The sequence below is a fragment of the Streptomyces fodineus genome (genome assembly GCF_001735805.1).
Taxonomy (GTDB): domain Bacteria; phylum Actinomycetota; class Actinomycetes; order Streptomycetales; family Streptomycetaceae; genus Streptomyces; species Streptomyces fodineus.
Genome location: NZ_CP017248.1, coordinates 9,160,324 through 9,187,002, shown reverse-complemented (window position 1 = coordinate 9,187,002; position 26,679 = coordinate 9,160,324). Strand labels below are relative to the sequence as shown.

General features: G+C 72.5%; 21 protein-coding genes, 1 tRNA gene and 1 pseudogene. 10 read left to right on the top strand and 13 right to left on the bottom strand.

What is annotated here, in order from left to right:
• Positions 1–8 precede the first annotated feature (8 nt).
• A complete protein-coding gene (locus BFF78_RS39885; protein ID WP_069782915.1) occupies positions 9–632 on the top strand; it encodes a DedA family protein in 624 nt (207 codons plus the stop codon).
• 18 nt (positions 633–650) lie between these two features.
• Here BFF78_RS39885 and BFF78_RS39880 read toward each other — a convergent pair whose 3' ends face one another.
• The 3 genes from BFF78_RS39880 to BFF78_RS39870 all read right to left on the bottom strand — a co-directional run bounded on the left by BFF78_RS39880 (position 651) and on the right by BFF78_RS39870 (position 4,347).
• On the bottom strand, positions 651–1,838 hold the full coding sequence (locus BFF78_RS39880; protein ID WP_069782914.1) for an ANTAR domain-containing protein: 1,188 nt from the start codon (positions 1,836–1,838) through the stop codon (positions 651–653).
• 287 nt (positions 1,839–2,125) lie between these two features.
• On the bottom strand, positions 2,126–3,928 hold the full coding sequence (locus BFF78_RS39875) for an MFS transporter (RefSeq protein ID WP_069782913.1): 1,803 nt from the start codon (positions 3,926–3,928) through the stop codon (positions 2,126–2,128).
• A complete protein-coding gene (locus tag BFF78_RS39870) occupies positions 3,925–4,347 on the bottom strand; it encodes a MarR family winged helix-turn-helix transcriptional regulator (protein ID WP_069782912.1) in 423 nt (140 codons plus the stop codon). Before BFF78_RS39870 ends, BFF78_RS39875 begins: the two co-directional genes overlap by 4 nt.
• Before the next feature lie 158 nt (positions 4,348–4,505).
• Between BFF78_RS39870 and BFF78_RS39865 the strand changes: the two genes are divergently transcribed.
• From BFF78_RS39865 to fdh, 5 genes are all read left to right on the top strand, one after another.
• Positions 4,506–4,679, top strand: a complete 174-nt coding sequence (locus tag BFF78_RS39865) for a CsbD family protein (protein WP_069782911.1) — start codon at positions 4,506–4,508, stop codon at positions 4,677–4,679.
• A gap of 250 nt (positions 4,680–4,929) precedes the next feature.
• Positions 4,930–5,376: an ATP-binding protein gene (locus BFF78_RS39860; protein WP_069782910.1), complete on the top strand. Its 447-nt coding sequence runs from the start codon at positions 4,930–4,932 to the stop codon at positions 5,374–5,376.
• A gap of 342 nt (positions 5,377–5,718) precedes the next feature.
• A complete protein-coding gene (locus BFF78_RS39855; RefSeq protein WP_069782909.1) occupies positions 5,719–6,735 on the top strand; it encodes a 4Fe-4S dicluster domain-containing protein in 1,017 nt (338 codons plus the stop codon).
• Positions 6,732–7,760: an NrfD/PsrC family molybdoenzyme membrane anchor subunit gene (gene nrfD / locus BFF78_RS39850; RefSeq protein ID WP_193433621.1), complete on the top strand. Its 1,029-nt coding sequence runs from the start codon at positions 6,732–6,734 to the stop codon at positions 7,758–7,760. The genes BFF78_RS39855 and nrfD overlap by 4 nt, the downstream gene beginning before the upstream one ends.
• Before the next feature lie 169 nt (positions 7,761–7,929).
• A complete protein-coding gene (gene fdh / locus BFF78_RS39840; RefSeq protein ID WP_193433620.1) occupies positions 7,930–11,199 on the top strand; it encodes a formate dehydrogenase in 3,270 nt (1,089 codons plus the stop codon).
• A gap of 1 nt (position 11,200) precedes the next feature.
• Here the strand turns inward: fdh and selD are convergent, their stop codons facing one another.
• Positions 11,201–12,220: a selenide, water dikinase SelD gene (gene selD / locus BFF78_RS39835; protein ID WP_069782906.1), complete on the bottom strand. Its 1,020-nt coding sequence runs from the start codon at positions 12,218–12,220 to the stop codon at positions 11,201–11,203.
• A gap of 37 nt (positions 12,221–12,257) precedes the next feature.
• Between selD and BFF78_RS39830 the strand changes: the two genes are divergently transcribed.
• Together BFF78_RS39830 and BFF78_RS48775 are read left to right on the top strand one after the other, a co-directional pair.
• Positions 12,258–12,350, top strand: a tRNA-Sec gene (locus BFF78_RS39830).
• 102 nt (positions 12,351–12,452) lie between these two features.
• The gene (locus BFF78_RS48775) at positions 12,453–12,767 is read left to right on the top strand and encodes a hypothetical protein (RefSeq protein ID WP_227026052.1); all 315 of its coding nucleotides are present in this window, start codon (positions 12,453–12,455) and stop codon (positions 12,765–12,767) included.
• Positions 12,768–13,654: 887 nt separating this feature from the next.
• Here the strand turns inward: BFF78_RS48775 and BFF78_RS48770 are convergent.
• From BFF78_RS48770 to BFF78_RS39805, 5 genes and pseudogenes are all read right to left on the bottom strand, one after another.
• Positions 13,655–14,128 (bottom strand): annotated as a pseudogene (locus BFF78_RS48770) (GTP-binding protein); the annotation flags it as partial.
• Positions 14,128–15,417, bottom strand: coding sequence for an L-seryl-tRNA(Sec) selenium transferase (gene selA / locus BFF78_RS39820; protein ID WP_069784106.1), 1,290 nt, complete (start codon positions 15,415–15,417; stop codon positions 14,128–14,130). The gene selA and the pseudogene BFF78_RS48770, both read right to left, overlap by 1 nt.
• A gap of 763 nt (positions 15,418–16,180) precedes the next feature.
• Positions 16,181–17,194: an MASE1 domain-containing protein gene (locus BFF78_RS39815; RefSeq protein ID WP_069782905.1), complete on the bottom strand. Its 1,014-nt coding sequence runs from the start codon at positions 17,192–17,194 to the stop codon at positions 16,181–16,183.
• Between the two features lie 188 nt (positions 17,195–17,382).
• Entirely contained in the window at positions 17,383–18,213 is an 831-nt protein-coding gene (locus BFF78_RS39810) for a PP2C family protein-serine/threonine phosphatase (RefSeq protein ID WP_069782904.1), read from the bottom strand.
• A gap of 121 nt (positions 18,214–18,334) precedes the next feature.
• Positions 18,335–18,655 (bottom strand): hypothetical protein, encoded by a 321-nt coding sequence (locus BFF78_RS39805; RefSeq protein ID WP_069782903.1) that lies wholly within the window; start codon positions 18,653–18,655, stop codon positions 18,335–18,337.
• 120 nt (positions 18,656–18,775) lie between these two features.
• On the opposite strand from BFF78_RS39805, the gene BFF78_RS39800 reads away from it, so the two are divergent.
• Entirely contained in the window at positions 18,776–19,318 is a 543-nt protein-coding gene (locus tag BFF78_RS39800; protein WP_069782902.1) for a hypothetical protein, read from the top strand.
• Between the two features lie 242 nt (positions 19,319–19,560).
• On the opposite strand, the gene BFF78_RS39795 is transcribed toward BFF78_RS39800, so the two are convergent.
• A complete protein-coding gene (locus BFF78_RS39795; protein ID WP_227026051.1) occupies positions 19,561–20,772 on the bottom strand; it encodes a glycosyltransferase family 39 protein in 1,212 nt (403 codons plus the stop codon).
• A 204-nt stretch (positions 20,773–20,976) separates the two neighbouring features.
• Between BFF78_RS39795 and BFF78_RS39790 the strand changes: the two genes are divergently transcribed.
• Positions 20,977–22,431, top strand: a complete 1,455-nt coding sequence (locus BFF78_RS39790) for a glyceraldehyde-3-phosphate dehydrogenase (protein WP_069782900.1) — start codon at positions 20,977–20,979, stop codon at positions 22,429–22,431.
• 72 nt (positions 22,432–22,503) lie between these two features.
• Here the strand turns inward: BFF78_RS39790 and BFF78_RS39785 are convergent, their stop codons facing one another.
• The 3 genes from BFF78_RS39785 to BFF78_RS39775 form a co-directional block, all read right to left on the bottom strand.
• The gene (locus BFF78_RS39785; protein WP_069782899.1) at positions 22,504–24,465 is read right to left on the bottom strand and encodes a collagenase; all 1,962 of its coding nucleotides are present in this window, start codon (positions 24,463–24,465) and stop codon (positions 22,504–22,506) included.
• 180 nt (positions 24,466–24,645) lie between these two features.
• Positions 24,646–25,596 (bottom strand): LysR family transcriptional regulator, encoded by a 951-nt coding sequence (locus tag BFF78_RS39780; RefSeq protein WP_069782898.1) that lies wholly within the window; start codon positions 25,594–25,596, stop codon positions 24,646–24,648.
• A gap of 191 nt (positions 25,597–25,787) precedes the next feature.
• Complete coding sequence (locus BFF78_RS39775) at positions 25,788–26,675, bottom strand: NAD(P)-dependent oxidoreductase (protein WP_069782897.1); 888 nt, start codon at positions 26,673–26,675, stop codon at positions 25,788–25,790.
• Positions 26,676–26,679 lie beyond the last annotated feature (4 nt).

Here is a 26,679-nt window from a genome sequence, read left to right as displayed (position 1 = left end):
GTGGAGGCATGGCCGCCCCTCCGCTCCCGGGTCCACTGGCGCATCTGGCGCCGCTGCTCGGCCACTACGGCTACTGGGCCGTGGGGGCAGTGGTGCTGGTGGAGGACTTCGGGGTGCCCGCGCCGGGCGAGACGATCCTGCTGGCCGCGGGGGTGTACGCGGGGGCGGGGCGGCTGAACGTCGTCGCCGTGGCGGTCGTCGCGTTCGCCGCGGCCGTGCTCGGCGACAACATCGGCTATCTGATCGGCCGGGTCGGCGGGCGGGCCTTCGTGCACCGGTGGGGGCGGTACGTCTTCCTGACGCCCGAGCGGTTCGAGGCCGCCGAGGAGTTCTTCGGCCGGCACGGCGGCAAGATCGTCACCGTGGCCCGGTTCATCGAGGGCCTGCGCCAGGCCAACGGCATCATCGCCGGCACCACGGGCATGCCCTGGCGCCGCTTCCTCGCCTTCAACGCGCTCGGCGCCGCCCTGTGGGTCGGCCTGTGGACGACCCTGGCGTACGAGGTGGGCAGCCACATCACGACCGTCTACGACGAGGTCTCGCGCTACCAGATCTACGTCCTCGTGGCCGTAGCCGTACTGATCGCCGCCTTCGCCGTACGGCACTGCGTACGACGGCGGCGCGCGTGCTGATCGCCCGGCACCGGCGGCTCAGCCGCCCGCGGTGGCCTCGGCGTGCAGGTACTCCAGCGCGTCCTGCACCACGGTGCGCCGGTACCAGGAATCCCACGCGCCCAGGTCATGGGCCAGGCCGCCCAGGTCCGCCTCCTGGCCGGCGCCCAGCCATGCGCCCGGGTCCACGCGGTGCAGCGTGATCGCTCCGTTGCAGACGCCGGCATCCGTCGTCATCGGCACGCTGTGCAGCGCGCGGCTGCCCACCGCGAGGGCCGCCCGGCCCACGGGATGACCGGCCAGCTCCGGATCGGCGGCCACGTCCGGCACGGTCACCGGCCGGCCCTCGGCCTGCGCCCGGGCACACACCGCGGGCGGTCCGGCCACCAGCGCGAGGCAGTCGCGGTAGGCGGCGTCCAGTCCGTGATGGGCCTCGAGCACGAGCGCCTCTTCCTGCACCTTGTCGGTCAGGTGGATCTCGGCCGCGTCGGCGTCCGCCAGGGTCACCGCCATGTACAGGGCCGCCCTCAGCACCTGCCGGCGGTCCCGGGGGTCCACCCGGTCGGCCTGCGGCAGCCCGAGCGCGGGCGGCGGGATGCGCCGGCGTCCGGGGAACCACTGCTCGGCCGTCAGGGGCGGCGGCGCGGTCACCACCGCCGAGGCCACCACCCGCAGCGGCACGTTGTGGTGCTGGGAGGCGGTGCGCAGCAGGGCGAAGGCGTCGGCCGGGCCGGGCAGGCAGTAACGGGCGATCAGAATGCCCTGGGCGATGCCGATGATCCCGCTCGTACGGGCCTTGGCCCGCAGGCCGAAGACCTCGCCGGGGGCTTCCTCGGACGGGTACGGCCCGGCCTGCGCGGCCTGCGTCGCGTGCCCACCGCCCACGGTGGCGAGAGCGCCCTCCAGGGTCGCGTACAGGCGGATGCCCGGCAGGGATGTCGTCTCGAGCATCCGGCGGACCTGCGGTCCGGCTCCGGTGACCAGGACGGGACCGGCGGCGCGGTACCGGGTGTGGGCATCGAGGGTGCGCACCGCGGTGCTGCTCACGTGATGCACACCGGACAGGTCCAGGACGAAGCGCAGTCCCCGCTCGTCGGCCCGCCTCAGCCGCAGGTCCAGCTCACGTCCGAGCACACCGGCGCCGCGGGCGTCGAGAGTCCCCGACAGTCGCAGCACCACTGCCTGCTCGGTCACCGGCTGCACGGTGACCGTGGTTTCTCCCGTCACGGGGCATCACCCACGGACTCCGGACACCGCCTCACCGCGCACCTCGATCAGCTCGCAGAGCCCGGCCGTTTCCTGACCGTTACTTTCCCACCTTGTTCCCTGATGTAACGGAATGGCAAGCAGCCCATCCGGCACGTCGAGGCGGCCTCTTCCCGGCCGGACCGCGTGTCACGGCGGTCCACACCTCTGCCCCCGGCGCACACTGGAAGAGACCGAGCGACCCTCGGTCGTCGGTCCGAAGCTCCCCCGGTTCGGACCAGTGCTGGGGGAGCTTCGGCACGATCCGCCTACGCCCGCCGGGACGAGGTGCGCGCGGGCCCGTTCTTCGCCGTGTGGTCCGATCCCGCCTCCCGGGTGTCGTCATCGGCACGCTCGTGGGCGCCGCGCAGGGCGGAGGCGAGCGCGGAGAACAGGGCCATGCCGGCGGCCACGCCGAAGACGATGGTCAGTCCGTGGTGGAAGGGCCCGGAGACCAGCTCGGGGAAGAAGGTGTGACCGGTCAGGGTGGCGCGCTGGGCGGCCGCCAGGTGGTCCAGGGTGCCGCCGTCGCCGAGCAGATGGCCGATCGGGTTGTTACCCAGGAACGTGGCGAACAGGGTGCTCACCGGCGGCAGCGAGGCCACCTGGTGCGCGGTCCCGGCGGGCACGCCGTGCGCCTGGAGACCGCTGCCGAGCGTCTTCGGCAGGGAGCTCGCGAGGCCGGAGACCATCAGCGAGAAGAACACGCCGATGGACAGCGCCGTGCCCGAGTTCTGGAAGGTGGAGCGCATCCCGGAGGCCACGCCCCGGTAGTGGGCGGGCACGCTGCCCATGATCGACGAGGTGTTGGGTGCGGAGAACATGCCCTGGCCGAGGCCGTTGAGCAGCAGCAGCGCGGCGAAGACGCCGTAGTCGAAGTTCACGGGCACGGCGAGCAGGCCGAGGAAGGACCCGGCGACGACGACCAGCCCCATGGTGGAGAAGAGGCGGGCGCCGAACCGGTCGGAGAGGTAGCCGGAGACCGGGCCCGCGACGAGGAAGCCCAGGGTGAGCGGCAGCATGAAGATGCCGGCCCACAGCGGGGTGTCCTCGAAGTCGTAGCCGTGCAGCGGCAGCCAGATGCCCTGCAGCCAGATGATCAGCATGAACTGCAGTCCGCCGCGGGCGATCGCGGTCAGCAGGGCGGCCAGGTTGCCGGCGGCGAAGGCGCGCACCTTGAACAGCGACAGCCGGAACATGGGCTCGGGGACGCGGGTCTCGACGCAGGCGAAGACCAGCAGCAGGAACACGCCGCCGATCAGGCCCGTGAGCACCCAGGGGCTGGTCCAGCCGGTGGCGTGGCCGCCGTAGGGCTGGATGCCGTAGGTGATGCCCGCGAGCAGGATGCCGGCGCCGGAGGCGAAGGTGAGGTTGCCGAGCCAGTCGATACGGCCGCGTCCGCCGGCCGCGGTCTCGCGCAGGCTCAGATACGACCAGACGGTGCCGGTGACGCTGACCGGGACGCTCACCCAGAACACCGCCCGCCAGTCGACCGCGGCCAGCAGACCGCCGGCGAGCAGGCCGAGGAACTGCCCGGCGAGCGCGGTGATCTGGTTGATGCCGAGGGCCATGCCGCGCTGCCGGGCCGGGAAGGCGTCGGTGAGGATCGCGGCCGAGTTGGCGGTGAGCATGGAGCCGCCGAAGGCCTGCACGATGCGCCACAGGATCAGCCACAGCGCGCCCGCGCCCGCCCGGAACGGGTCGAGGGACAGGGCGACGGAGGCGCACGCGAAGACCAGGAAGCCCAGGTTGTAGATGCGGACCCGGCCGAACATGTCGCCGAGCCGGCCGAGGACGACCACCAGGACGGCCGAGACCAGCAGATAGCCGAGGATCATCCACAGTAGGTAGCCGATGTTGCCTGCGGCGAGCGGGTCGAGGCCGATCCCGCGGAAGATCGCCGGCAGCGAGATGATCACGATGGAGGCGTCCATCGTGGCGATCAGGACGCCGAGCGTGGTGTTGGACAGGGCGACCCACTTGTAGCCGGGGCCCGGGGGTGTGTCCCGCAGCCGGGCGGAGCGCGCGAGCAGCCGGGCGCGCAGGCCCACGGCGGGTGCCCGGCCCGTCATATCCGCTCCGCCAGCCGGTCGAGCAGGGGCAGTGCGTCGGTCAGGGCCTGCCGCTCCTGCGGGGTGAACTCGTCCAGGGCGTGGGCGAGACGGGCCACGGACTCGGAGCGGCGCTGCTCCAGCATGGTCCGCCCCTCGTCGGTGAGGGAGACGATGGCCCGGCGGCCGTCGGCCGTGTCGGCGGTACGGCTCACCAGCCCGCGTTGTTCGAGCCCGGCGAGCGTGCTGGCCATCGCCTGCGGCCTGACCCGTTCCAGTTCGGCGAGCGAGCCGGGTGAGTCCGGGCCGGTGCGGGCCAGCCGGGCGAGCACCGAGACCCCGGACAGCGTGACGTCCCCGACCTCGTGTGCCTGGCGCAGTCGGCGGACGATCCGGCCCATGGCCAGCCGCAGCGCGGCGGCGAGTGCAACCGTGTCCATGGTTACTAACCATAGGTTTATCAGTCTGGACTGTTCAACCACGCGTAAGCAATGACGTCTTGGACTGGTAATTGCCCGCAATATCCTGTTTGGACAGCGGCCCAGCGGCAAACCGGCAGTGGAGAGGAAACCTCGAAAACGTTGGGATGTGACACCTGATGGCTCGCAACCAGAAGGCAAAGGCCAAGGCGGAGCAGGCCAAGGGGAAGGCCAAGGAGGCCGTGGGCCGCGCCGTCGGCAATGAGCGCATGGAGGCCGAGGGCCGTATGGAAGGCGCGCGCGGTGACGCGCGGCAGGCCAAGGAGAAGGCCAAGGACACCTTCAAGCACTGACCCACGCCCCTTCAGGCAGCTCTTCGGATCCGGAACGGGTCCGGGAAGTCCGGCGGACGCCGCTTTCCCGGACCCGTTTCCCCTGTGCGCCACACCCGCTGCGCCGCCTGTGACCAGGAATTCCTGCGCAACCGGAGGAATCCGCGGGGCCGCGCCCCTGATCACCGGTCCAGCGGGTAGCCGGGCGGGGACGGGACGAACCCGTCGGCACAGGAAAGGACACCGACCCGAAGGAAAAGGGCGACGACGTATGAACATCCCGCTCGGGACGCACGCGACCAGGCAGGCACACCCCGTGCCCCCGCGCTACAGCCGCGCCTGGGGCACCGGCGCGGCCGGTATCGGTGCCGCCAGGGACGCCGTCGCCGCCCTGCTCTCCGGGGTACGGCCCGTGCCCGGACGGCGCTCGGTGCAGGATGCCCAGCTCGTCGTCAGCGAACTCCTCACCAACGCGGCCAAGCACGCCCCCGGCCCGTGCGCCCTGCACCTGACACTCCTGCCGGACGCGGCCGCGCTGCGCATCACGGTGACGGACACCTCCACCGCCCCGCCGGTCAGACGCCCTCCCGATCCCCGCCGCGTCGGCGGGCACGGGCTGCATCTCGTGGCGATGCTCTCCCGGGGCTTCGAGGTGACCTGGCTGCCCTACGGCAAACGGGTCTCGGCCACCGTGCCGCTCACGGCCGAGGAAGGGTGAGCGGCCCTTCCCCTGGGCGGGTCACAGCACGCCGGCCGCCGGCCCCGCACCGGTCCGGGAATGCGAGCAGCCGTTTCGGACGGGTGGAGCCAGGGCACCCGGGCCAGGCTCGACAGGGAGCACCGAGAGTGAATGCTCCAGCACGGACAGGAGGCGGGTGCGGGGGCGGTGCCAGGAACGGCGCCAGGGCCGGGGCGAGGGAGTGAAGTCCGTACGGCGCTGTTCGCGGGGCCGTTCCCGGCCGACCACGCCACCGAACGGTTGCCTCGGCCTGCGGGCGGCCGGCCGGCACCGGATGCTGGAGGGTGAGCCGGGACACCGAGGGGGCCAGGAGGTACGGCGATGAGGCAAGGCGACGAGGTCCGCGCGCACCTGTGGTACGGCCCGGAGCCGGACGTGGCCGGTGCCTCCGGCTACCCGGACGCCCCGCCACGGATGGGCTTCTTCACCGACACCTCGGTGTGCATCGGCTGCAAGGCGTGCGAGGTGGCGTGCAAGGAGTGGAACGCCATCCCGGAGGACGGTCTCGTCCTGACCGGCATGTCGTACGACAACACGCAGGGCCTCGGAGCCGACAGCTGGCGGCATGTGGCCTTCATCGAGCAGCGCAAGCCGTTTGGCGGCCAGGAACCCGGGGTCGCGCACGACGACGTCGACGTGTTCGCCGCCGCCGCGCGACTCGGCACCGACGCCTCCTCCCCCGGCCCGGGTGCCACCGCTCCCCCGCCCGGCCAGGCCCCGGAAGGCGCTCCCGCCGGGCAGATCTCCCCCGTCTCCCCGGACGGCCGCACCGAACTGCGCTGGCTGATGGCCTCCGACGTGTGCAAGCACTGCACGCACGCCGCCTGCCTGGACGTGTGCCCGACGGGTGCGCTGTTCCGCACCGAGTTCGGCACGGTCGTCGTCCAGGCGGACGTCTGCAACGGCTGCGGCTACTGCGTGCCCGCCTGCCCGTACGGCGTCATCGACCAGCGTGAGGACGACGGCCGGGTGTGGAAGTGCACGCTGTGCTACGACCGGCTCGGCGTCGGCATGGAGCCCGCCTGCGCCAAGTCCTGCCCCACGGAGTCCATCCAGTTCGGCCCGCTGGAGGAGCTGCGGGAGCGGGCGCGGGCCCGGGTGGCGCAGCTGCACGCGGCCGGCGTACCCGACGCGCGGCTGTACGGCGAGAGCCCGGACGACGGGGTCGGCGGCGACGGGGCGTTCTTCCTGTTGCTGGACGAGCCGGAGGTCTACGGCCTGCCCCCGGACCCGGTGGTCACCACCCGGGACCTGCCCGCCATGTGGCGGCACGCGGCGCTGGCCGCCGCCTCGCTGGCCGCGCTCGCCCTCGGCAGCTTCGCGAGGAGGTCGCGATGAGCGAGTCCGACGTCACCCGGGACGGCGTCCAGGGCGTACGGCCCGGCCGGGAGGCGACTGCGGGCACCGGCGGGGACCGACGGGGCCGGCACCGGCGTCGGCGCGGGCGGGGCGAGCAGCCGATGGTCCCGGACGCCTCGTTCTCCTCGTACTATGGCAAACCCGTGCTGAACAAGCCGACTTGGAAGCCCCTGGACATCGCCGGGTACCTGTACCTCGGCGGTTTGGCCGGGGCGTCCTCGCTGCTGGCGGCCGGCGGACAGCTCACCGGGCGGCCGGGGCTCGCGGCGCCGGCGAAACTCGGGGCGGCCGGGGCCATCTCCCTCTCGCTGGCCGCGCTGGTGCACGATCTGGGCCGCCCGGCCCGGTTCCTCAACATGCTCCGGGTCTTCAAACCCACCTCACCGATGAGTGTGGGTTCCTGGTTGCTCGCGGGGTACGCGCCGCTGACGCTGACGGCCGCGGCCACCGAGGTGGCGGGCCGCTACCGGCTGCTGGGTTCGGCCGCCACGGTGGCCTCCGCCGTCCTGGGCCCGGCGCTGGCGACGTACACCGCGGTGCTGCTCTCGGACACCGCGGTGCCTTCCTGGCACGAGGGCCACCGGGAGCTGCCGTTCGTGTTCGCCGGCTCGGCGGCCACCGCGGCCTCCGGGCTGGCCCTGGCGGCGGCACCGACCGCCCAGGTGGGTCCCGCCCGCCGGATGGCCGTCCTCGGAGCCGCCCTGGAACTGGGTGCGTTCCGGTTGATGAAGCGGCGCATGGGGCTGGCGGCCGAGCCGTTCGAGCAGGGCGGGCCGCACCTGTTGCTGCGCGCCGCGGAAGCACTCACCACGGGCGGAGCGGCCCTCGCCCTCCTCTCCGGGCGGCTGCGCGAGCGCCGCCTGGCCGTGGCCGCCGGTGCCGCGCTGCTCACCGGCTCTGCGGCCCTGCGCTTCGGCGTGTTCCACGCCGGGGTGGCCTCGGCCGAGGACCCCAAGTACACGGTCCTGCCCCAGCGGGAACGGCTGGCGGCACAGGGCAGTTGACGACAGGGGCTGGGTGTATGCGGCGGGGGTTTCCCGGCGGGGCGGCCTCACACCTGGCGGTGGCCGTTTGGTCAGGCCCGCCCGGGGGTACCCCGCCGCTCACCACGGCGTGAGATGCCGTGGCGGCATGCGTGCGGGAAAATCGAGGGACCGAGCGGGAGGAGTGGCTGTGGGCGTACGCACCTGGATCGGCTCCTGGCCTGTCTACCGCCAGTTGAAGGGCACCGATCCGCTGGGCCGGGGCGCCGCGGCGAAGAGCGGGCGCAGCGAGCGGCTGGAGCCACGGGTGGCCAGCGCCGACCGGGTGGTGAAGTCCGTCTGCCCGTACTGCGCGGTGGGCTGCGGTCAGAACGTGTACGTCCAGGACGGGAAGGTCACCCAGATCGAGGGCGACCCCGACTCCCCCATCTCACGCGGCCGGCTGTGCCCCAAGGGCGCGGCGAGCCTCCAGCTGACCACGGGGGACGCCCGCGAACACCAGGTCCTCTACCGGCGCCCGCACGGCACCGCGTGGGAGCACCTGGACCTGGACACGGCGATGGACATGATCGCCGACCGGGTGATCGAGGCGCGCCGGGCGGGCTGGCAGTGGGAGGTCGACGAGACCCGCACCCGGCGCACGCTCGGCATCGCGAGCCTCGGCGGGGCCACGCTCGACAACGAAGAGAACTACCTGATCAAGAAGTTGTTCACCGCGCTCGGAGCGATCCAGATCGAGAACCAGGCGCGCGTTTGACACTCCTCCACCGTTCCCGGTCTGGGAACCTCGTTCGGACGCGGCGGCGCGACCACCTTCCAGCAGGACCTGCAGAACGCGGACTGCATCGTCATCGAGGGCTCGAACATGGCCGAGTGCCATCCGGTCGGGTTCCAGTGGGTGATGGAGGCCAAGGCGCGGGGCGCGAAGGTGATCCACGTCGACCCGCGCTTCACGCGCACCAGCGCGCTGGCCGATGTACACGTGCCGCTGCGCGCGGGCAGCGACATCGCCTTCCTCGGCGGGATCATCCACTACGTCCTGGAGCACGAGAAGTACTTCCGGGACTACGTCGTGGCGTACAGCAACGCCCCGGTGATCCTGCGGGAGGACTTCCACGACACCGAGGACCTGGCGGGCGTCTTCTCCGGGCTCGACGCCGACAGCCGCTCGTACGACAACGCCAGCTGGCAGTACGAGGGCACGGAGATGCAGGCGGCCTCCGGGGAGCGCGACCAGGAGTACGAGGAGCGCACCGGCGGCGGCAGGTCGGTGACCGAGGCGGCACGCGGTGAGGCGCACGGGGCCGGCGGCGCGGTGATCGGCGAGGGCACGCCGGAGCGGGACGAGACCCTGACCCATCCGCGCTGTGTCTTCCAGGTGCTCAAGCGGCACTACGCCCGCTACACACCGGAGTTGGTCGAGCAGATCTGCGGGGTGCCGCAGGACCTGTTCCGCCAGGTGTGCGAGCTGGTAACGGAGAACTCCGGGCGCGAGCGGACCACCGCCTTCGCGTACGCGGTCGGCTGGACGCAGCACACGGTGGGCGTGCAGTACATCCGCGCGGCCTCGGTGCTGCAGACCCTGCTCGGCAACATCGGCCGGCCGGGCGGCGGCATCCTGGCCCTGCGCGGGCACGCCTCCATCCAGGGGTCCACCGACATCCCGACCCTGTTCAACCTGCTGCCGGGCTACATCCCGATGCCGCACGCCCACCAGAACCAGGACCTGGCCGCCTTCGTGGAGGCCGAGGCGGCGCACAAGGGCTACTGGGGCAACATGCGCTCGTACCTGGTGAGCCTGCTCAAGGCGTACTGGGGTGACGCGGCGACCGACGCCAACGACTTCTGCTTCGACTACCTGCCCCGGCTGACCGGCTCCCACTCGACGTACGAGACGACGATGACCCAGCTGCAGGGCACCTGCAAGGGCTACTTCCTGTTCGGCGAGAACCCGGCGGTGGGCAACGCCAACTCCAAGCTGATGCGGCTCGGCATGGCGAACCTGGACTGGCTGGTCGTCCGCGACTTCTCGCTCATCGAGTCGGCGACCTGGTGGCAGGACGGCCCCGAGATCGAGACCGGGGAACTGCGCACCGAGGACATCCGCACGGAGGTGTTCTTCCTGCCGGCCGCCGCGCACACCGAGAAGGACGGCACCTTCACCAACACCCAGCGGCTGCTGCAGTGGCACCACCAGGCGGTCGAGCCGCCCGGCGCCTCGCGCAGCGACCTGTGGTTCGCCTACCACCTGGGGCGGATCATCCGGGAGAAACTCGCGGGGTCCACCGACGAGATGGACCGGCCGGTGCTCGATCTGGCCTGGGGCTATCCGACGAAGGGCCGGCTCGCCGAGCCGGACGCGGAGGCCGTGCTCGCCGAGATCAACGGCTATGACGCCGAGGGCACCCCGCTCTCCTCGTACGAGCAGCTGAAACCCGACGGCTCGACGACCTGCGGCTGCTGGATCTACTGCGGTGTCTACGCCGACGGGGTCAACCAGGCCGCCCGCCGCAGGCCCGGCCGGGAGCAGGACTGGGTGGCGGCCGAGTGGGCGTGGGCCTGGCCCGCCAACCGCCGGATCCTGTACAACCGCGCCTCCGCCGACCCGCAGGGCAGGCCCTGGAGCGAGCGCAAGGCGCTGGTGTGGTGGGACCCGGACAAGGGCGAGAACGGCGAATGGTCCGGGCACGACGTGCCCGACTTCAAGAAGGACAAGTCGCCCGATCACCGGCCACCCGCGGACGCGACCGGTCCGCAAGCGCTGTCCGGCACCGACCCGTTCATCATGCAGGCCGACGGCAAGGCCTGGCTGTATGTGCCGTCCGGACTCACCGACGGCCCGCTGCCGGCCCACTACGAGCCGCAGGACTCGCCGTTCCCGAACCTGCTGTACGACCAGCAGCGCAACCCGGTACGGCAGTTGATGCCCACGGTCCCCGACAACCGCTACCAGCCGAGCGGTGACGAACGCGGCTCCCAGGTGTTCCCGTACGTGGCCACCACCTACCGGCTCACCGAGCACCACACGGCGGGCGGCATGTCCCGCTGGCTGCCGTATCTGGCCGAACTGCAGCCGGAGTTCTTCTGCGAGGTCTCCCCGGAGCTGGCGGCGGAGCGGGGCCTGGACCACACCGGGTGGGCGACGATCGTCAGCGCTCGCGCGGTGATCGAGGCGCGGGTGCTGGTGACGGACCGGATGGCGCCGCTGACGGTGCAGGGGCGCCGGCTGCACCAGGTGGGACTGCCGTACCACTGGGGCCCCAACGGCTACAGCACCGGGGACGCGGCCAACGAGCTGCTGCATCTGTCCCTGGACCCGAACGTCCACATCCAGGAGTCGAAGGCGTTCGCCGTGGACATCCGCCCGGGCCGCCGGCCACGGGGCCCTGCGGCCGTGGAGCTGGTGCGGTCCTACCGGGCCCGGGCGGGCATCGACGAGCACACCGGAACGGAGCCGTGAGTCACCGGAGCACCAGGGAGTGACGTCCCCGCGCCACCAGTTCCCCCACGACCGGCGCTCCGGGCACCTCGCCGGCGACGAGCAGCCCGCCGGAGGTCTGGGCGTCGGCCAGCAGCAGCCGGGTGTCGGCGTCGGTGGTCCCGAAGTCGGTGTACGGGGCGACCCATTCGAGGTTGCGCCGGGTGCCACCGCTGACGTACCCGTCCCGGACGGCCTCCCGGGCGCCGTCCAGGTACGGTACGGCGGCGGTGTCGACCACGGCGGTCACGCCGGAGGCCTGTGCCAGCTTGTGGAGATGGCCGAGGAATCCGAACCCGGTGATGTCGGTCGCGCAGGTGATCCCGGCCGCGAGGGCGGCCTGCGAGGCGTCCCGGTTGAGGGCCGCCATCGTGGCGACGGCCTGCTCGAACCGTTCGCCGGTGACCTTGTGCCGGTTGTTCAGCACGCCCACGCCGAGCGGCTTGGTCAGCGACAGCGGCAGCCCCGGCCGCCCGGCGTCGTTGCGCAGCAGCCGGGCGGGATCGGCGAGGCCGGTGACGGCCATGCCGTACTTCGGCTCCGGGTCGTCGACGCTGTGCCCGCCGCCGACATGGCAGCCGGCCTGGGTGGCGACGTCGAGTCCGCCGCGCAGCACCTCACGGGCCAGGGCGAAGGGGAGCCGGTCGCGTGGCCAGGCCAGCAGGTTCACGGCGAGCACCGGCCGGCCGCCCATCGCGTACACGTCGGACAGGGCGTTGGCCGCGGCGATGCGCCCCCAGTCGTAGGGGTCGTCGACGACCGGGGTGAAGAAGTCGGCGGTACTGACGACCGCGGTTCCCCGGTACGTGATCACGGCGGCGTCGTCCCCGGTGGCGAGCCCGACGAGCAGCGGTGTGTCGCCCCCGGCGAGCTGGGGCACGGTCAGTCCGGCGACCACCTCTTCCAGCTCTCCGGGCGGGATCTTGCAGGCGCAGCCACCGCCGTGGGCGTACTGCGTGAGCCGGACGGGCGCCTCACGGATCGGTGTGGATGTCGATGTCATACCGGCGGTCTCCTGGGGCAGTAGCCTGACGGGCGGTGGAGGCGTGTGGGTGCCTGGTGGCCCTCCCGGTCTTCAAAACCGAGGGGCCCGAGGATCTCGGGCCGGCGGGTTCGATTCCCGTCCGCCTCCGTCCTCCGCGCCCGTACGGCAGCGCCGGCGCTGGTCGTCGACGCGCTCGGTGTGGCCGCGGGCGTCCAGGAACTCCAGCAGCGGTACGGCCACCCGGCGGGTGGTGTCCAGTGCGCGCCGGGCCTCGCTGAGCGTGAACGGCTGGGGCAGGGTGCGCAGTACGGCGGCGGCCTGGGTGTCGGCGCCGGGCAGCAGCACGATCCCGTCGGCGATCCGCAGCAGCGCCCCGGCCGTGACGCAGGCGGCCAACGCCCGGCGTTCCAGGCCCAGTTCGGCGAGCCGACCGGCCTCGGGCGCACGAAAGGGCGTACGGGCGAGGTCCTGGCGTACGGCGTCCAAGGCGGCGCGGACCGGCGGGGGCAGCGCGGGACGGAGACTGTCCGCGGAGTACAACCTGCCCTGGTGGCACCGGAGTTGAGGCGTGGCTTCGGTCAGGGCGTCGACGAGGGACCGGTCGGGCAGACCGAGCAGCCGTCGGGCCGCCTCGGCGGGCAGGCCCGGCTCCAGCGGGTGTTCCTTTGCGTACCGTACGACCTCGCCGACCAGCCGGCCCTTCAGGGCGTCCCAGTATGTGTCGTCCGCCAGCCAGTCCCCCGCGACGGGTTCGACAGGGGCCGGGACGCCCATCGCCAGCAGGTCGGCGCGTCGGATCAGTCTGCGGCGGCGCAGTTCGGCGGCGCCGTCGGGGCGGCCGGTCAGGGCGGCGAGCTCGGCGGCACGGGCCCGGCCGGCGCCGCGCCGGGTCAGCCGGGGCGGTCGTACGTCGAGGACGGTAACCCCGCAGGGCATGCGGCTGCCGCCGGGTTCGCGCAGCACCGCGCGGTCGCCGACCCGCAGGGGCAGGCCCCGGGCGAGGGTGAGCCGGGCGGTGTCCTCGCCGAGCGGGCGGACGGTGACGGGTACGGCGGCGGTGCCGATGTGCAGGGTGACCGAGCGGGGCAGATCAGCGGCCGGCTCGCCGGTGACCCGGACGTCGAGCACCTCGGTGCGGAGCCAGCGGTCCGGGGTGAGCAGCACCTGGCCCCGGCGCAGCGCGTCGTCGCCCGGCCCGTGCACGTTGACCGCCACACGGGCCACCCCGCTGACGGCCGTCCGCTCCTCGTGCAGCGTCTGCAGCCCGCGCACCCGGAACACGCCCGGGCCGTCCCCGGACGCCAGCCGGTCGCCGACCCGCAGGGTGCCCGCGCCGAGGGTGCCGGTCACCACGGTGCCGTGCCCGCGCACGGTGAAGGCCCGGTCGAGCCACAGCCGTACATCGGCGCCGGGGTCGGGATCGGCCAACTCACGGACCAGTCCGGCCAGTTCATCGCGCAGCTCGTCGAGTCCCGCACCGGTGACCGCGCTCACGGCGACCGCGGGCACCTTGCCGAGGGAGGTCCGGGCCAGTCGCTCGACGGCGTCGGCGCGTGCGGGTTCGGGGTCGGCGAGGTCGCTGCGGGTCACCGCGAGGACGGCGTGCCGGACGCCGAGGGCGTCGAGGACGGCCAGGTGCTCCTGCGACTGGGGTTGCCAGCCCTGGTCGGCGGCGACCACGAACAGCACGGCCGGCACCGGCCCGACTCCGGCCAGCATGGTCGGCACGAAGCGTTCGTGCCCGGGCACGTCGACGAAGGCGAGGTGGTCCTCGTCCGGACCGAGCCGCGTCCACACGAACCCCAGGTCGAGGGTGAGCCCCCGGCGGCGCTCCTCCGCGTAACGGTCGGGTTCCATGCCGGTGAGGGCCCGGACCAGCGCGGACTTGCCGTGGTCGACATGGCCGGCGGTGGCGAGAACCCGCATCACGCCCGCCCTTCCCCGCCCGGCCGGACCGACCGCACGGCCTGGGCCAGCCGCTCGTCGTCCTGCTCCGGTACCGCGCGCAGGTCCAGCAGGCAGCGGCCCGACTCCAGCCGTCCGACGACGGGCACGGAGCCGGTGCGCAGCGCGGCGGCGTACGGCTCGGGCAGGGAGAGGGCCGCGCTGGGCAGGGTGACTCCGGGGGCGCCCCCGCCGCCGACGGTGGCGGCGGACGCGACGGCCCGTACGTCGATGCCATCGGCGGCGAGGCCATGGGCGAGCCGGTCCGCGCGGGTGCGCAGGCGGGCGGGGTCGGCGGTGAGAGCGCGGGCGGTCGGGGTGGGCGGGCCGGTGAGGGTGGCCTTCAGTGCGGCCAGGGTCAGCTTGTCGACGCGCAGGGCGCGGGCCAGCGGGTGCCGGGCGAGGGCCGTGACCAGGTCCGGGTCGCCGAGCAGCAGTCCGCACTGGGGGCCGCCCAGCAGTTTGTCGCCGCTCGCGGTGACCAGCGAGGCACCGGCACGGAGCTGGGTCTCGGCGTCGGGTTCGTCGGGCAGGGCCGGATGCGGGGCGAGCAGTCCGGAGCCGATGTCGACGACGACCGGCACGCCGAGACCGGTGAGTTCGGCGGTCTGGGCGGACCGGGTGAAGCCGGTGATACGGAAGTTGGACGGATGCACCTTCAGCACGAACCCGGTGTCGGGGCCGATCACGGCGGCGTAGTCGGCGGCGCTCGTGCGGTTGGTCGTACCGACCTCGCGGAGCCGGGCACCGGTCGACACGAGCAGGTCGGGCAGCCGGAAACCGTCGCCGATCTCCACCATCTCGCCCCGGCTGACGACGACTTCCCTGCCGGCCGCGAGAGCGGTGGCGGCGAGCACGAGCGCGGCGGCGCCGTTGTTGACGACATGCGCGGCCCCGGCGGACGGCACGCGCCCGCGCAGGGCGGCGAGGGCGGAGCGGCCACGGCGAGCGCGTACGCCGGTGGCCAGGTCCAGTTCGACGTCCGTGGGCCCGGCGGCCTCCTGCACGGCCTGCCGGGCGGCGGCCGACAGCGTGGCCCGGCCCAGGTTGGTGTGCAGCAGCACACCGGTGGCGTTGATCACCGGCCGCAGGCCGCACGCGGTACCGGGCAGGAGGGCGAGGGCCGTCTCCGGCACATCCTCGGGCGGGATGCGCCCCTCGCGGGCCCGCCGCTGCGCCTCCCGCACAGCACCCTTCACCACATCGACGCCGAGCCGCTCCACCGCCACGGACAGCCGGGGGTCGCGCAGCAGGCGGTCGGTGCGCGGGATACGTCGACGCGCGTCGACGGCGTCCGGGGGATGTACGGCCGTGGCGGCTCGGGTCGTACCGTCGGGGGTCGTACCGTCGCCGGTCGTATCGTCGCCGGTCGTACCGTCGCGGGTCGGGCCGTCGCCGGTCGTACCGTCGCGGGTCGGGCCGTCGCCGGTCGTACCGTCGCGGGTCGGGCCGTCGCCGGTCGCGTCATCGAAGGTCGGGCCATCGAGGGACGTGCCGTCGTGCGGTTCTGCGCCGCCGGAGTGTGGCCGGGCGGTCGTACCGTCTCGGACCAAGCCGTCGCCGGTCTCGCCGTCGTGAGCCATGGCGTCGCGCGTCGTGCCATCGCCGGTCGTGCCGTCGCAGGAGGTCCCGTACTGCCGTTCCGCTCGGCCGGAGTCCGGCCGGGCGGTCGTACCGTCTCGGTCCCAGCCCTCGCCGGTCGTGCCGTCTCGGACCATGCCGTCGCGAGCCGTGCCGTCGCGGGCTGTGCCATCGCACGTCGTGCCGTCCTGCCGCTCCGCGCGGCCGGGGCCTGGCCGGGCGGTCCCGGTTCGGCGGCCCGCCGCGCTCACCGTCCGCTGGTCCATGCCGCTTCCGTCCCTCCGGTCCGGCCCGTACCCGTCCGGGCTCCGCCCATCGTCTCCCGGTGCCCCGGACCGGCCGTTCGACACGCCGCGAGGTGGCGGCGCGGGCAACCACCCTGGCACCCGGAGCCGCGCTTCCGTGTCCCTCTGCGCCCAGCCGCCCGGACGGAGACGCGCCATCCCGCGGAGCTCACAGGCTCCGGTTGCGCCTGGTCCCGTCGTCGGTGTCCTCGACGCCTGCCGGTGGCCGGGGCGGCGGGGCCTCGCCGGCGGTGAGGTGTTCCAGTACCTCGACCAGTTCCTGGCAGGCCTTCTCCACCGAGCGCCGGGTGTTGCGCTGCTCGGTGATCAGGGCGGACAGCAGGAGCGCGGTCAGGGCCATCGAGCCGTTGAACGCCTGGAGCTTGGCCATGATCTCGATCCGGGTCAGCCCCGCGAACGCCCCGGCGCCGTCCGTCGCGGCGACGGCGGCCACCACGGATGTCAGCAGCGCGCACAGCATGCTGCCCACGAGCTGGAAGCGCAGGGCGGCCCAGATGAGGAGCGGGTAGACGAGGAAGAGCACGCTGATCGAGTTGTAGACGGACACGGGCACGAGACAGCAGGCGGCCACGGCCAGTGCGGTCGCCTCCTTCCAGCGGGCCGGGGACGGCGGCCAGCGCGCTCCGTGCAGCAACAGCAGCAGCGGGGTGACGAGCAGGACCCCCATGGCGTCGCCGACCCACCAGGCCAGCCAGACCGGCCAGAAGCTGTGTGCGTCCAGCTTGTCCGTGACGACGAGGAGGCCCACGCCGACCGTCGAGCTGATCAGCATGGCGGTCAGCGCGCCCAGGAACACCAGGGCGACGCCGTCCCTCAGCCGGCCGAGGTCGAGGTGGAAGCGGGCCCGGCGCAGCAGGAGCGCCGCACACACCGGCGCGCCGGTCTGGCCGGCGAGGGTGCCGAGCACATCGAGGCGCGGGGTGGTGAGGGACATCACGGCGAACAGGGCGCCGATGGTGATGCCGGGCCAGACGCGCAGGCCGAGGATCAGCAGGGCGGCGACGGCGACGCCGGTCGGCGGCCAGATGGGGGTGACGACGGCGCCCTCGACGGAGAGCCGGCGCAGGAGTCCGAGGCGGGCCGAGCCGTAGTAGCAGGCCGCGACGGCCAGTACCTGGACGGCGTAACCGCCCGGCCGGCGCAGATCCTCGATACCCACCACAGCAGCAATCTCACACCGACGGCCTCGGCTCGGCGAGGCGAGAGCCGGTGCGGTCCGGCCCTATGGCTGAATCCCGGGCCGCATGCGCCGTGGCCGGCCGGGGAGATCGGGGATGGGCTCGGATCCGCTTCGGTCATGGCCTGCCGGGCGTCTCGGCGCCGGGTCCGCATCCGTTCGCACGGTGACCGTCACGGCCGGCTTCCGGGGCCGTCCAGTCCGACGACGAGGACGGCCGCGTCGTCCTCGTGGCCGACGCTCTCCGCGCCCTTGATCACGGCGGCGGCCAGCGCCTGGGCCTCCAGGCCGGCGACGGCGGCGATACCGGCGAGGCGTACCACCTGGTCCAGGCCGTGCTCGATGTTCAGCGAGGGGCCCTCCACCACGCCGTCGGTGAGCAGGACGAACACGCCGCCGGTGGTGAGCCGGTGTCGGCTCACCGGGAACTCCATGCCCTTCTCGATGCCGAGCGGCGGCCCTCCCTCGTCGTCGACGACGCCGGACTTGCCGTCCGCCGTGGCCCACACGAACGGAATGTGGCCGGCCCGTGCGCTCTCCAGCACTCCCGTGGCCGGGTCGAGGCGCATGAAGGTGCAGGTGGCGAACAGCTCGGTACCCAGCGAGAGCAGCAGCTCGTTGGTGCGGGCGAGGAGTTCGCCCGGTTCGCCGGTCACGGAGGCCAGAGCGCGCAGCCCGGCCCGCACCTGGCCCATGAAGGCGGCGGCCTCGATGTTGTGCCCCTGGACGTCGCCGATGGACAGCCCGATCCGGCCGTCGGGCAGGTCGAACGCGTCGTACCAGTCGCCGCCCACGTTGAGGCCGAGGTTGGCCGGTGTGTAGCGGACGGCGAGGTGCAGGCCGGGAGCGGTGGGCAGGTCCCGGGGCAGCATGCCGCGCTGCAGGGCGATGGCCAGCTCGACCTGGGTGCGCTGCAGCTCCGCGCGCTCGCGCGCCTGGGCGGTGAGCGAGCCGAGCCTGGCCAGCAGCTCGTCGCCGTCGTCCATGGAGCGCTTGCGGGGCATCGATCACTTCCGGCGGGGCGGTGGCCTTCGATGACCGGCCGCCTGAATTTTCGGCAAACGTCTAGATTTTACCTAAACCGGATGATCTCGCCCCATGAGCGGGCCGTGGTACGACTCCCGGTCAGCGCACCTCGGAGTCGATCCCGGTGATCACGGCGGGCCCCAGCGGCGCGCTCCGCTCGTCCAGTCCCGCGTCCCGCAGGGCCGAGTCGGCGAGCCGCCGGGCCTCCTCCTCGGCATGCCGGCGGGTGTCCGCCTCGACGCTCAGGCGGAGGGTGAAGGTGTTGTCCTCGTTGACGCTGAGCACGTCCAGGCCTTCGGCGCTTCCCATCCGGGTGCCGTGTGGATCGGCGGGCCTGAGCGCCGTTGCCAGGCGGGTACGGGTATCCGTCCCGATGTCGGCGGTGAAGGTGCCGGGAACGCTGATCACGAAGGTCGTCATGACGATCCTTTCCTCGGGCGTCCCCCCGCCTACCCCGATTCACGGCTTTCGCACAACACCCTGCGGTGGTCCGGTGGCGCCGCTCGGCTGGAGGTCCGTTTCCCGCATCACTCACCTGTCGTGAACCACCGCACTCATCGGTCGTCACCGTCACGGGTCCGCGTTCTCGCCGCCCGCGTCCATGTCGTCGGCACGCGCACCTGCGACTTCGCCACACTCGCCTGTGTGGTGGGCGTGCCCGCAGATGCCGCGCTTGGCAGGCTCCCGGCCGGCGCTCGGCGTTCCCGGCGGTGGCCCCTGCTGTCCGCGCCCGCCCTGGCCGCGATGGCCCGGTCGGTGCCGGGCGGCCGGATCGAGTCCCACGTCCCCGGCAGCGGCGTACGCGCGGAACTGCGGGTGCCGGGGCAAGCCCCGGCTGCCGGTGACGCCCTCTCGCCGCGCTCGTCAACGGCGCCGCCATTCCGCCCCTTCAACCACCTCGCGCCACCGGCCACGGACGTGGCCGGGCTCGGCGCCGGCCGGGTGCCGGTGGTGCCGTCGCTCTTCGGCTTCGGCGCGCTCGCCGGGGGTGACGTGGGCGCACCGGCGGCCCCTGCCGGTGCGGGCGGCGGGCGGGGTCGCGCCGCTTACCGGCCGGCCGCTGCCCGCCCTGGCCCCCGGTGACATCGTGGCCACCCTCGCGCTCATCCCGGTGCGGGCCTGGGCTCGGACGAGGCATCTACCGCGCCGCCCCTCGCGGGCGCGTTCGCGACGTCGGCGCCGAACGTCGGCGCCGCCCTCGGTCCGGTCCTGGGCGGCGCCGCGATCGGCGGCGGGTTCGGCCACCGCTCGCCGGTCTGGATCAGCGCCCTGCTGGTGGCCCCGTGGGCCTCCGGCAGCCCGCCGCTTGCCGAGCCGGTGACGGCTCACAGCGGTGAGTGGGCCACCGCCGTCACATAGGCGCCGAACAACAGGGACGCGGCGGTGAGGCCGCTGTAGACGACCACGGCGTGGGCCGGCCGGACCCGCCAGGTTCTCACCAGTGCCCGGGCCATGGGGATGAGGAGCGGGAAGGCGGGCAGCAGGAAGCGCGGCTTGGAGGAGAAGGAGCCGGAACCGCCGACCACGAGGAGGACCAGGACCCCGGCGAAGACTACGAGGACCAGCGGTGCGCGTTCCAGGCACAGCAGCGCGAACAGCAGCACGCCGACCGCCACGATCACCAGGGCCACCGGATAGACCGCGCCGCCGCCGTGCAGCAGCAGGGCTTTCACGAAGCGCGCCGAGCCGAGCCCGAAGTCGAAGCGGGAGTCCCAGGCACTCTGCACCTTGAAGTACCCGCCGAGCAGGTCTCCGGTCTGGGTGCCCACCCACAGCACATAGCCGAGCCAGCCCAGCGGGGCCAGGACGGCACCGGCCCACAGGCTCACCGGGACCCGGCCGCGCTGCCGTAGCGCCTCGTAGCCGGCGGCGAGGGAGACGGCCAGCGCGATCGCGAAACCACTGGGCCGGGACAGGCCCGCCAGCGCGGCCAGGACGCCGGCCCACAGCCAGCGGCGCTTGAGCACGCAGTACAGGGACCAGATGGCCAGCGCGGCGAACAGCGACTCGGTGTAGGCGATGGTCAGTTCCACCGAGTGCGGCATGGCGGCCCACAGGGCGACCAGCGCGGTGGCGACCCCGCGGCCGTAAAGGTGGTGTCCGATGACGTACACACCGTACGCCGCCACGCCCGCGGCGATCCAGGAGATCAGCAGCGCGGCCTGCCCCGGGGTGAACGGCAGGATGGTGCTCAGCGCCCTGATGAGCCCCGGATACAGCGGGAAGAACGCCCAGTCGGTCTGCACGGCGCCCTGCGGGCTGATCCAGATCTTGTCGCCGTAGCCATGGGCGGCGATGTGCAGATACCAGCGGGAGTCCCAGGAGTGGGCCAGGCTCTTGACCAGAGGATGACCTCGGACACCGTTCGCGAGGATCACCACGAGGATCCCGGCGAACCGGACGGCCGCGAACAGGGCGAGGGCCGGGAGCGCCCCTTCGGGCATCCTGCGCCGGGCGATCCAGGGCAGGGTCGGGGGACGGACGGGACGGGACGGGGCGGCGGCCGACTCGGGCCGCGGTACTGAGGAGGTGCTCACTCTCTTGACCTTGGGCACGCCAGGTTAGACGTGCAATCCGCGACTCGGGTTTCTTACACACTTCCACCCTGATTCAGGAATCAGTCAAGGAATGGGTGCAAAACCCTTACTCCGCTGTCCACAGCCCTGCTCCGCCACCCCCGAACGGAGTACGCGAGGGGTGCGGTTACCATATGAGCGCTGCCTAGCTCGAAAGATGGATCCGTGACTGTCAACGACGACTCGTTCACCAACTGGAAGATCCGCGAGGAGATCGCGGAGTCGATGATCCCGCTCATCGGGAAGCTGCACCGCGAGCGGGACGTGACCGTCCTGCTGCACAGCCGCTCCTTGGTGAACAAGTCGGTGGTCAGCATCCTCAAGACGCACCGCTTCGCCCGGCAGATCGACGGTGCGGAGCTGTCGGTCACCGAGACCATGCCCTTCCTCGAGGCCCTGACCACCCTCGACCTCGGGCCCTCCCAGATCGACCTCGGCATGCTGGCCACCACCTACAAGGCCGACGAGCGTGGCCTGAGCGTGGCGGAGTTCACCGCCGAGGCCGTAGCCGGCGCCACGGGCGCCAACAAGATCGAGCGCCGTGAGCCGCGCGACGTCGTCCTGTACGGCTTCGGCCGCATCGGCCGGCTCGTCGCCCGCCTGCTGATCGAGAAGTCCGGCTCCGGCAACGGGCTCATGCTGCGCGCCATCGTGGTGCGCGGCGGCGGCGGCCGGGCCGCCGAGGACCTCGTCAAGCGCGCCTCGCTGCTGCGCCGCGACTCCATCCACGGCCAGTTCCAGGGCACGATCACGGTCGACGAGGACAGCAGCACGATCGTCGCCAACGGCAACGAGATCAAGGTGATCTACGCCGACGACCCGTCGCACGTGGACTACACCGAGTACGGCATCCGGGACGCCATCCTCATCGACAACACCGGCAAGTGGCGCGACCGCGAGGGCCTGTCCAAGCACCTGCGCCCCGGCATCGAGAAGGTCGTGCTGACCGCGCCGGGCAAGGGCGACGTCCCGAACATCGTGCACGGCGTCAACCACGACACCATCAAGCCGGACGAGCAGATCCTGTCCTGCGCCTCCTGCACCACCAACGCGATCGTCCCGCCGCTGAAGGCGATGGACGACGAGTACGGCGTGCTGCGCGGTCACGTGGAGACCGTCCACTCGTTCACCAACGACCAGAACCTGCTGGACAACTACCACAAGTCCGAGCGCCGTGGCCGCTCCGCGCCGCTCAACATGGTGATCACCGAGACCGGCGCCGCCTCCGCCGTCGCCAAGGCCCTGCCGGACCTCAAGGCGAAGATCAGCGGCAGCTCGATCCGCGTCCCGGTGCCGGACGTTTCTATCGCGATTCTCAACCTGCAGCTGGCCCGCGAGGCCTCCCGCGAGGAGGTCCACGACTATCTGCGCGAGGTGTCGCTGACCTCGCCGCTCAAGCGCCAGATCGACTTCATCACGGCGCCCGACGCGGTCTCCAGCGACTTCATCGGCTCGCGCCACGCCTCGATCGTGGACGCCGGCGCCCTCAAGGTCGACGGCGACAACGCGATCCTCTACCTCTGGTACGACAACGAGTTCGGCTACTCCTGCCAGGTCGTCCGCGTCGTCCAGCATGTGTCGGGCGTGGAGTACCCGACGTACCCGGCGACGGCGGTCTGATCCCCTTCGCCGATACGTGTACGGCCGCCGACCGGGGTTCCCGGTCGGCGGCCGTCCTGCTGGGGCGCGCGGTCAGGCCCTGGCGGGCTTGGCGCAGGCGCCCGCGGCACACGCGGTGAGCCACTGGTCGAAGTCGGCGTCGTAGCGGGTGCCGATGCCGTCGTGGTAGACGGCGTATCCGCCGGCGTAGTCACCGACGCGGAAGCGGGCGAGCATGCGCTGGAGGTCGTCGGGGTGGTTCTCGGCCATGTAGCGCACGGCGAGGTAGCCCCACGGGTAGGTACGGATCACATCGCTGTTGGCATAGGTGTTCTCGAACAGCGTGCTCAGCTTGTACGTGTGCTTGCCGGCCTCCTGGACCGCCTGGTCGTCGGCGATCCCGCGGTAGCTGTAGGACACGTACTCGGCCACGCCCTCGATCCACCACACGTCCGGCACGGACGTCTCCTGCGAGAAGTCGCCCTTCATGTCGTCGCGGCCGTCCAGGAAGTGCGTGTACTCGTGGTTGAGGTTCCAGATCCGGGCCGTGAAACCGTCGTCGTAGTTCTTCTGGTACATGATCGACGTGACGTGGTTGGCCGGGTCGGACGGGTCGCCGTCCAGGGTCATGCCGCCGTTGTCGGTGCTGATGCCGTAGATCGGGCCGGCGTAGGTCTGGTAGTCGGCCCGGCTGGCGAAGACGACGAGCTGGATGGTGGACACGTACTGGCCGGGTACCGATCCGTCTGCCTTCACCAGACCGCGGAAGTAGGCGCTCTGGCCCAGCACGCTGGCGCAGGCGGCGTCGAGGTCGGCGTCGGTCAGCGACTGGGCGAGGATGCTGACGCTGCCGTCGCACTGGTGGCGGACCGGCAGGACGGCCTTGGTCAGCTTGGCGGGCAGGTCGCAGACGTCGTAGTAGGCGCAGTCGGCGCTGTCGTAGGAGTTCGCCTGCGTGGCCACGGCGACCCAGAGCCCGGCCGTGGGGCCGGTGATCGCGGTGGCGTCCAGCAGTTCCTTGGTCAACGGGCGGACCGTGTCCTGCAGTTCGGGATGCTCGACGTAACGGGCGAGGTTCATGCCCGCGTTGGAGTCCAGGAACGCGCGGTCCGTGCCGAGCAGGTCGGTGTTGGCGAGGGCGAAGTCGTGCAGGGTGTCGATGATGCGCGGATCGGCCTCGACCGCCTTGACGTAGTCGGGGTTCCAGTTGCCGCGCCACAGCGGCGTGTAGACGTCGTTGACGGCCCTGACCATGCTGTCGACGGAGTCGTAGGAGCTGTCGTAGTCGTTCAGCAGCCGCCCGTAGACGGACAGATAGCGGCCCTGCTGGTCGGCACTGTCGGTGAGGATGACGGTCTCGCCGAGGATGTCGCCGTTCGCCGCCGTCACATCACGCGAGTGGGCCCGGGCGAAGAAGGCGTCCAGGCCGGCCGTGACGGCCGTGGTGAGGCGGGAGCTGTACGTACCCACGTCCCCCGGGTGGTTGAACTGCACGTAGTAGCCGGCCCGCAGGAAGAGGACCAGTTGCTCCAGGCCGCCGGAGTTGTCGCCGCGGTACTGCCCGGCCGTACGGGTGTACCCGGCCGCGACGCTGAGCATCTGGGCCTGGCGGAAGACATCGTGCGCGTCCTTGCCGGTCACCGAGAAGAGGGTGTTGACGCAGTCCGTCGACGAGGCCTTCACGAAGGTCACGAGTGCGGAGCCGGTACGGCTGCCGAAGTCGGCCGGAGTGCAGGAGGGCGCCTTGGCCGCCTTTCGGTCCGGGCGGGCCGACAGCGGCTGCAGAGGCGGGAGTTGGGCCGGGCTGATCCGCCGGGCCTGGCTCGCGGCGCGCTCGGTGACGGCGGTGGTCGCAGCGGCCGGCGACGGCTTGGACGCGTGTTGCCGGGGGGCGGTGGCAGCACGGATGTGCGGCTGCTGGGGTGCCGCCAGGGCCGGGGTGGACAGCAGTCCGGCCACCGTGACGCAGACGACCGCGGTGCCGGCCATGCGTCCGGCCGTACGGGGGAGCGTACGGCCGGGTATGCGTCTGGGCAGCGCGAGGCGATAGCGCATCTGGATTCCTCCACGAAAGGATGCGCCTCTGTGGGGTGTTGAGGCGTGTGAGGCACTGTCTCAGCGGGCCGTCCGCCTCAACAATGCCGTGTGACATAGCACATGCCACTGACCGCTCATAACATCACGGCACGCCTTTGACACGCCGCAAGGGCGGCGATCTCACGACAGTCCTCGCGGCTAGGCCCCGACGCTCCACGTCCGCGAGGCCCAGGCGCGCAGGTGGGGTGCCTGGGCGACGAGGTCGCGGTAGGCGGCCGTGGCGGAGTGGGAGAGCGCCTCCACCACCTCGTCGGTGACGGTGTCGGGACGCCAGGCCAGCACATAACGGCACCACAGGGGGGAGCCGACCAGCGGCTTGACCACGACGTGCGGAATCGGTCGCAGCGTCGGCTGCACCAGGGACACCCCGAGGCCGTCGGCGATCATGCTCTGCAACTGGGTCTGGTCGCCGAGGAATTCATGGACGGTGACCGGTGTGAACCCGGCCGCCGCACAGGCGTCGTAGAACACACCGGGCCAGCCGGCACCGTCGTCCGGGGTCACGAACCACGCGTCCTCGGCGAGGTCCGCGAGCTGGACCTGGGCGCACTGGCGCAGCCGGTGCCGGGAGGGCAGGGCGACGAACGTCGGCTCGGTGACGATCCCGCGATGCCGCACCGCGCCGGAGTGGCTCAGCTCCATTCCCGGGTAGTCGGCGGCGATGGCCGCGTCCACCGCGCCCTCCTCCAGCAGCTCCACGATCCGCGAGGAGGCGTAGACGCTGGTGACCGCCAGGGACAGTTCGGGCAGCCGGGTGCGGACGCGGGAGACCGTGCCGGACAGCATCGGCGAGTTGGTCGCCGCCACGCGCAGGGTACGGCGGGCCCGCGCGGCGGCCGGGCGATGGCCGATGGCGTCGGCGCGGGCCAGCACGTCGCGGGCCTGGGCGACGACCTCGGCGCCGTACCGGGTCGGCCGCACCCCGCTCGTGCCGCGCTCGAAGAGCGGCTCGCCGAGGTGACGCTCGATGCGCCGCAGCTGGGTGCTCACGGCGGGCTGCGAGTAGCCGAGCTGTGTCGCCGCGCGGCCCACGCTGCCGGCGTCGGCGATCGCGCACAACACCCGCAGGTGCCGCAGCTCCAGCTCCATCGCGCCCCTCCCCGTTCCCGTCCCCGGCCGGCCCTCCCCGGGACGCATCCGCCTCCCCGGGAAAACCGGTGCTCACAGCCGTCGCCGACCGTGGTCGCGACCGGCGGACCGAAGCGTCGCATTGTGCCGCGCCGGGCACAAGTCGCAGGTCCGCCGACCTCGGGCCCGGCTTCCGGGCAGACCGGTCCGGTTCAGTGGCGGCCCAGCACCTCCGCGACCCGGATGAAGCCGTCCGTGCCATGGCCGAGGCCGATGGTGCGCCGGGCCATGCCTTCCACGGCGCGCATCACGCCCGCGTCGATGCCGTGGGCCTCGGAGACGTCGATGACATGGGCCATGGTCGAGGCGGCCGAGGTGAGCGGATTGATCGCGCCGGAGTAGGTGCCGTCGTCGGCGTCCTGCGCGAACTCGGCGAAGAGCGGCGGCAGGATCGCGCCGATGCCCTGCGCGAAGGGGGCGAGTTCCCCGGCGGTGACGCCCTCCGCCCGGGCGATCGCCACGGCGTGCGCGTAGCCCGCCATCGCCGTCCAGAACAGGTCGAGCAGCGCGATGTCGAAGGTGGCCGCGCGGCCGATCTCCGCACCGAGGTGGGTGTGCGTGCCGCCCAGTGCCTCCAGAACGGGCCGGTGCTCCTCGTACAGGGCGCGCGGTCCGCTGTGCAGGAAAACGGCCTGGGAGGTACCGATGCTGGGGGCCGGGGTCATGATCGCGCCGTCCAGGTAGCGGATGCCGTGGGCGGCCGCCCAGTCCGCCGTCTCCCGGGCCCGGGCCGGGGTGTCGGCGGTCAGGTTCACGACGGTGCGGCCCTTGAGGGCTGTGGTGACGGGCTCGGACCGCAGGAGGGCGTCGACCGCGTCGTAGTTCACCACGCAGATCACGGTCAGGTCGGCGGCGGCGACGGCCTCCTCGGCAGACGCGGCGCCGGTCACCCCCTGTTCGACCAGTTCCCGGTCCTTGCCCGGGGTGCGGTTCCAGACCGTGGTCCGCAGCCCCGCCCGCAGGAACGCGCCGGCCAGCGAGCGGCCCATCGGGCCGAGACCGAGCACGGTGACGGCGGGAAGATGCGTGGACGTGGACATGTTT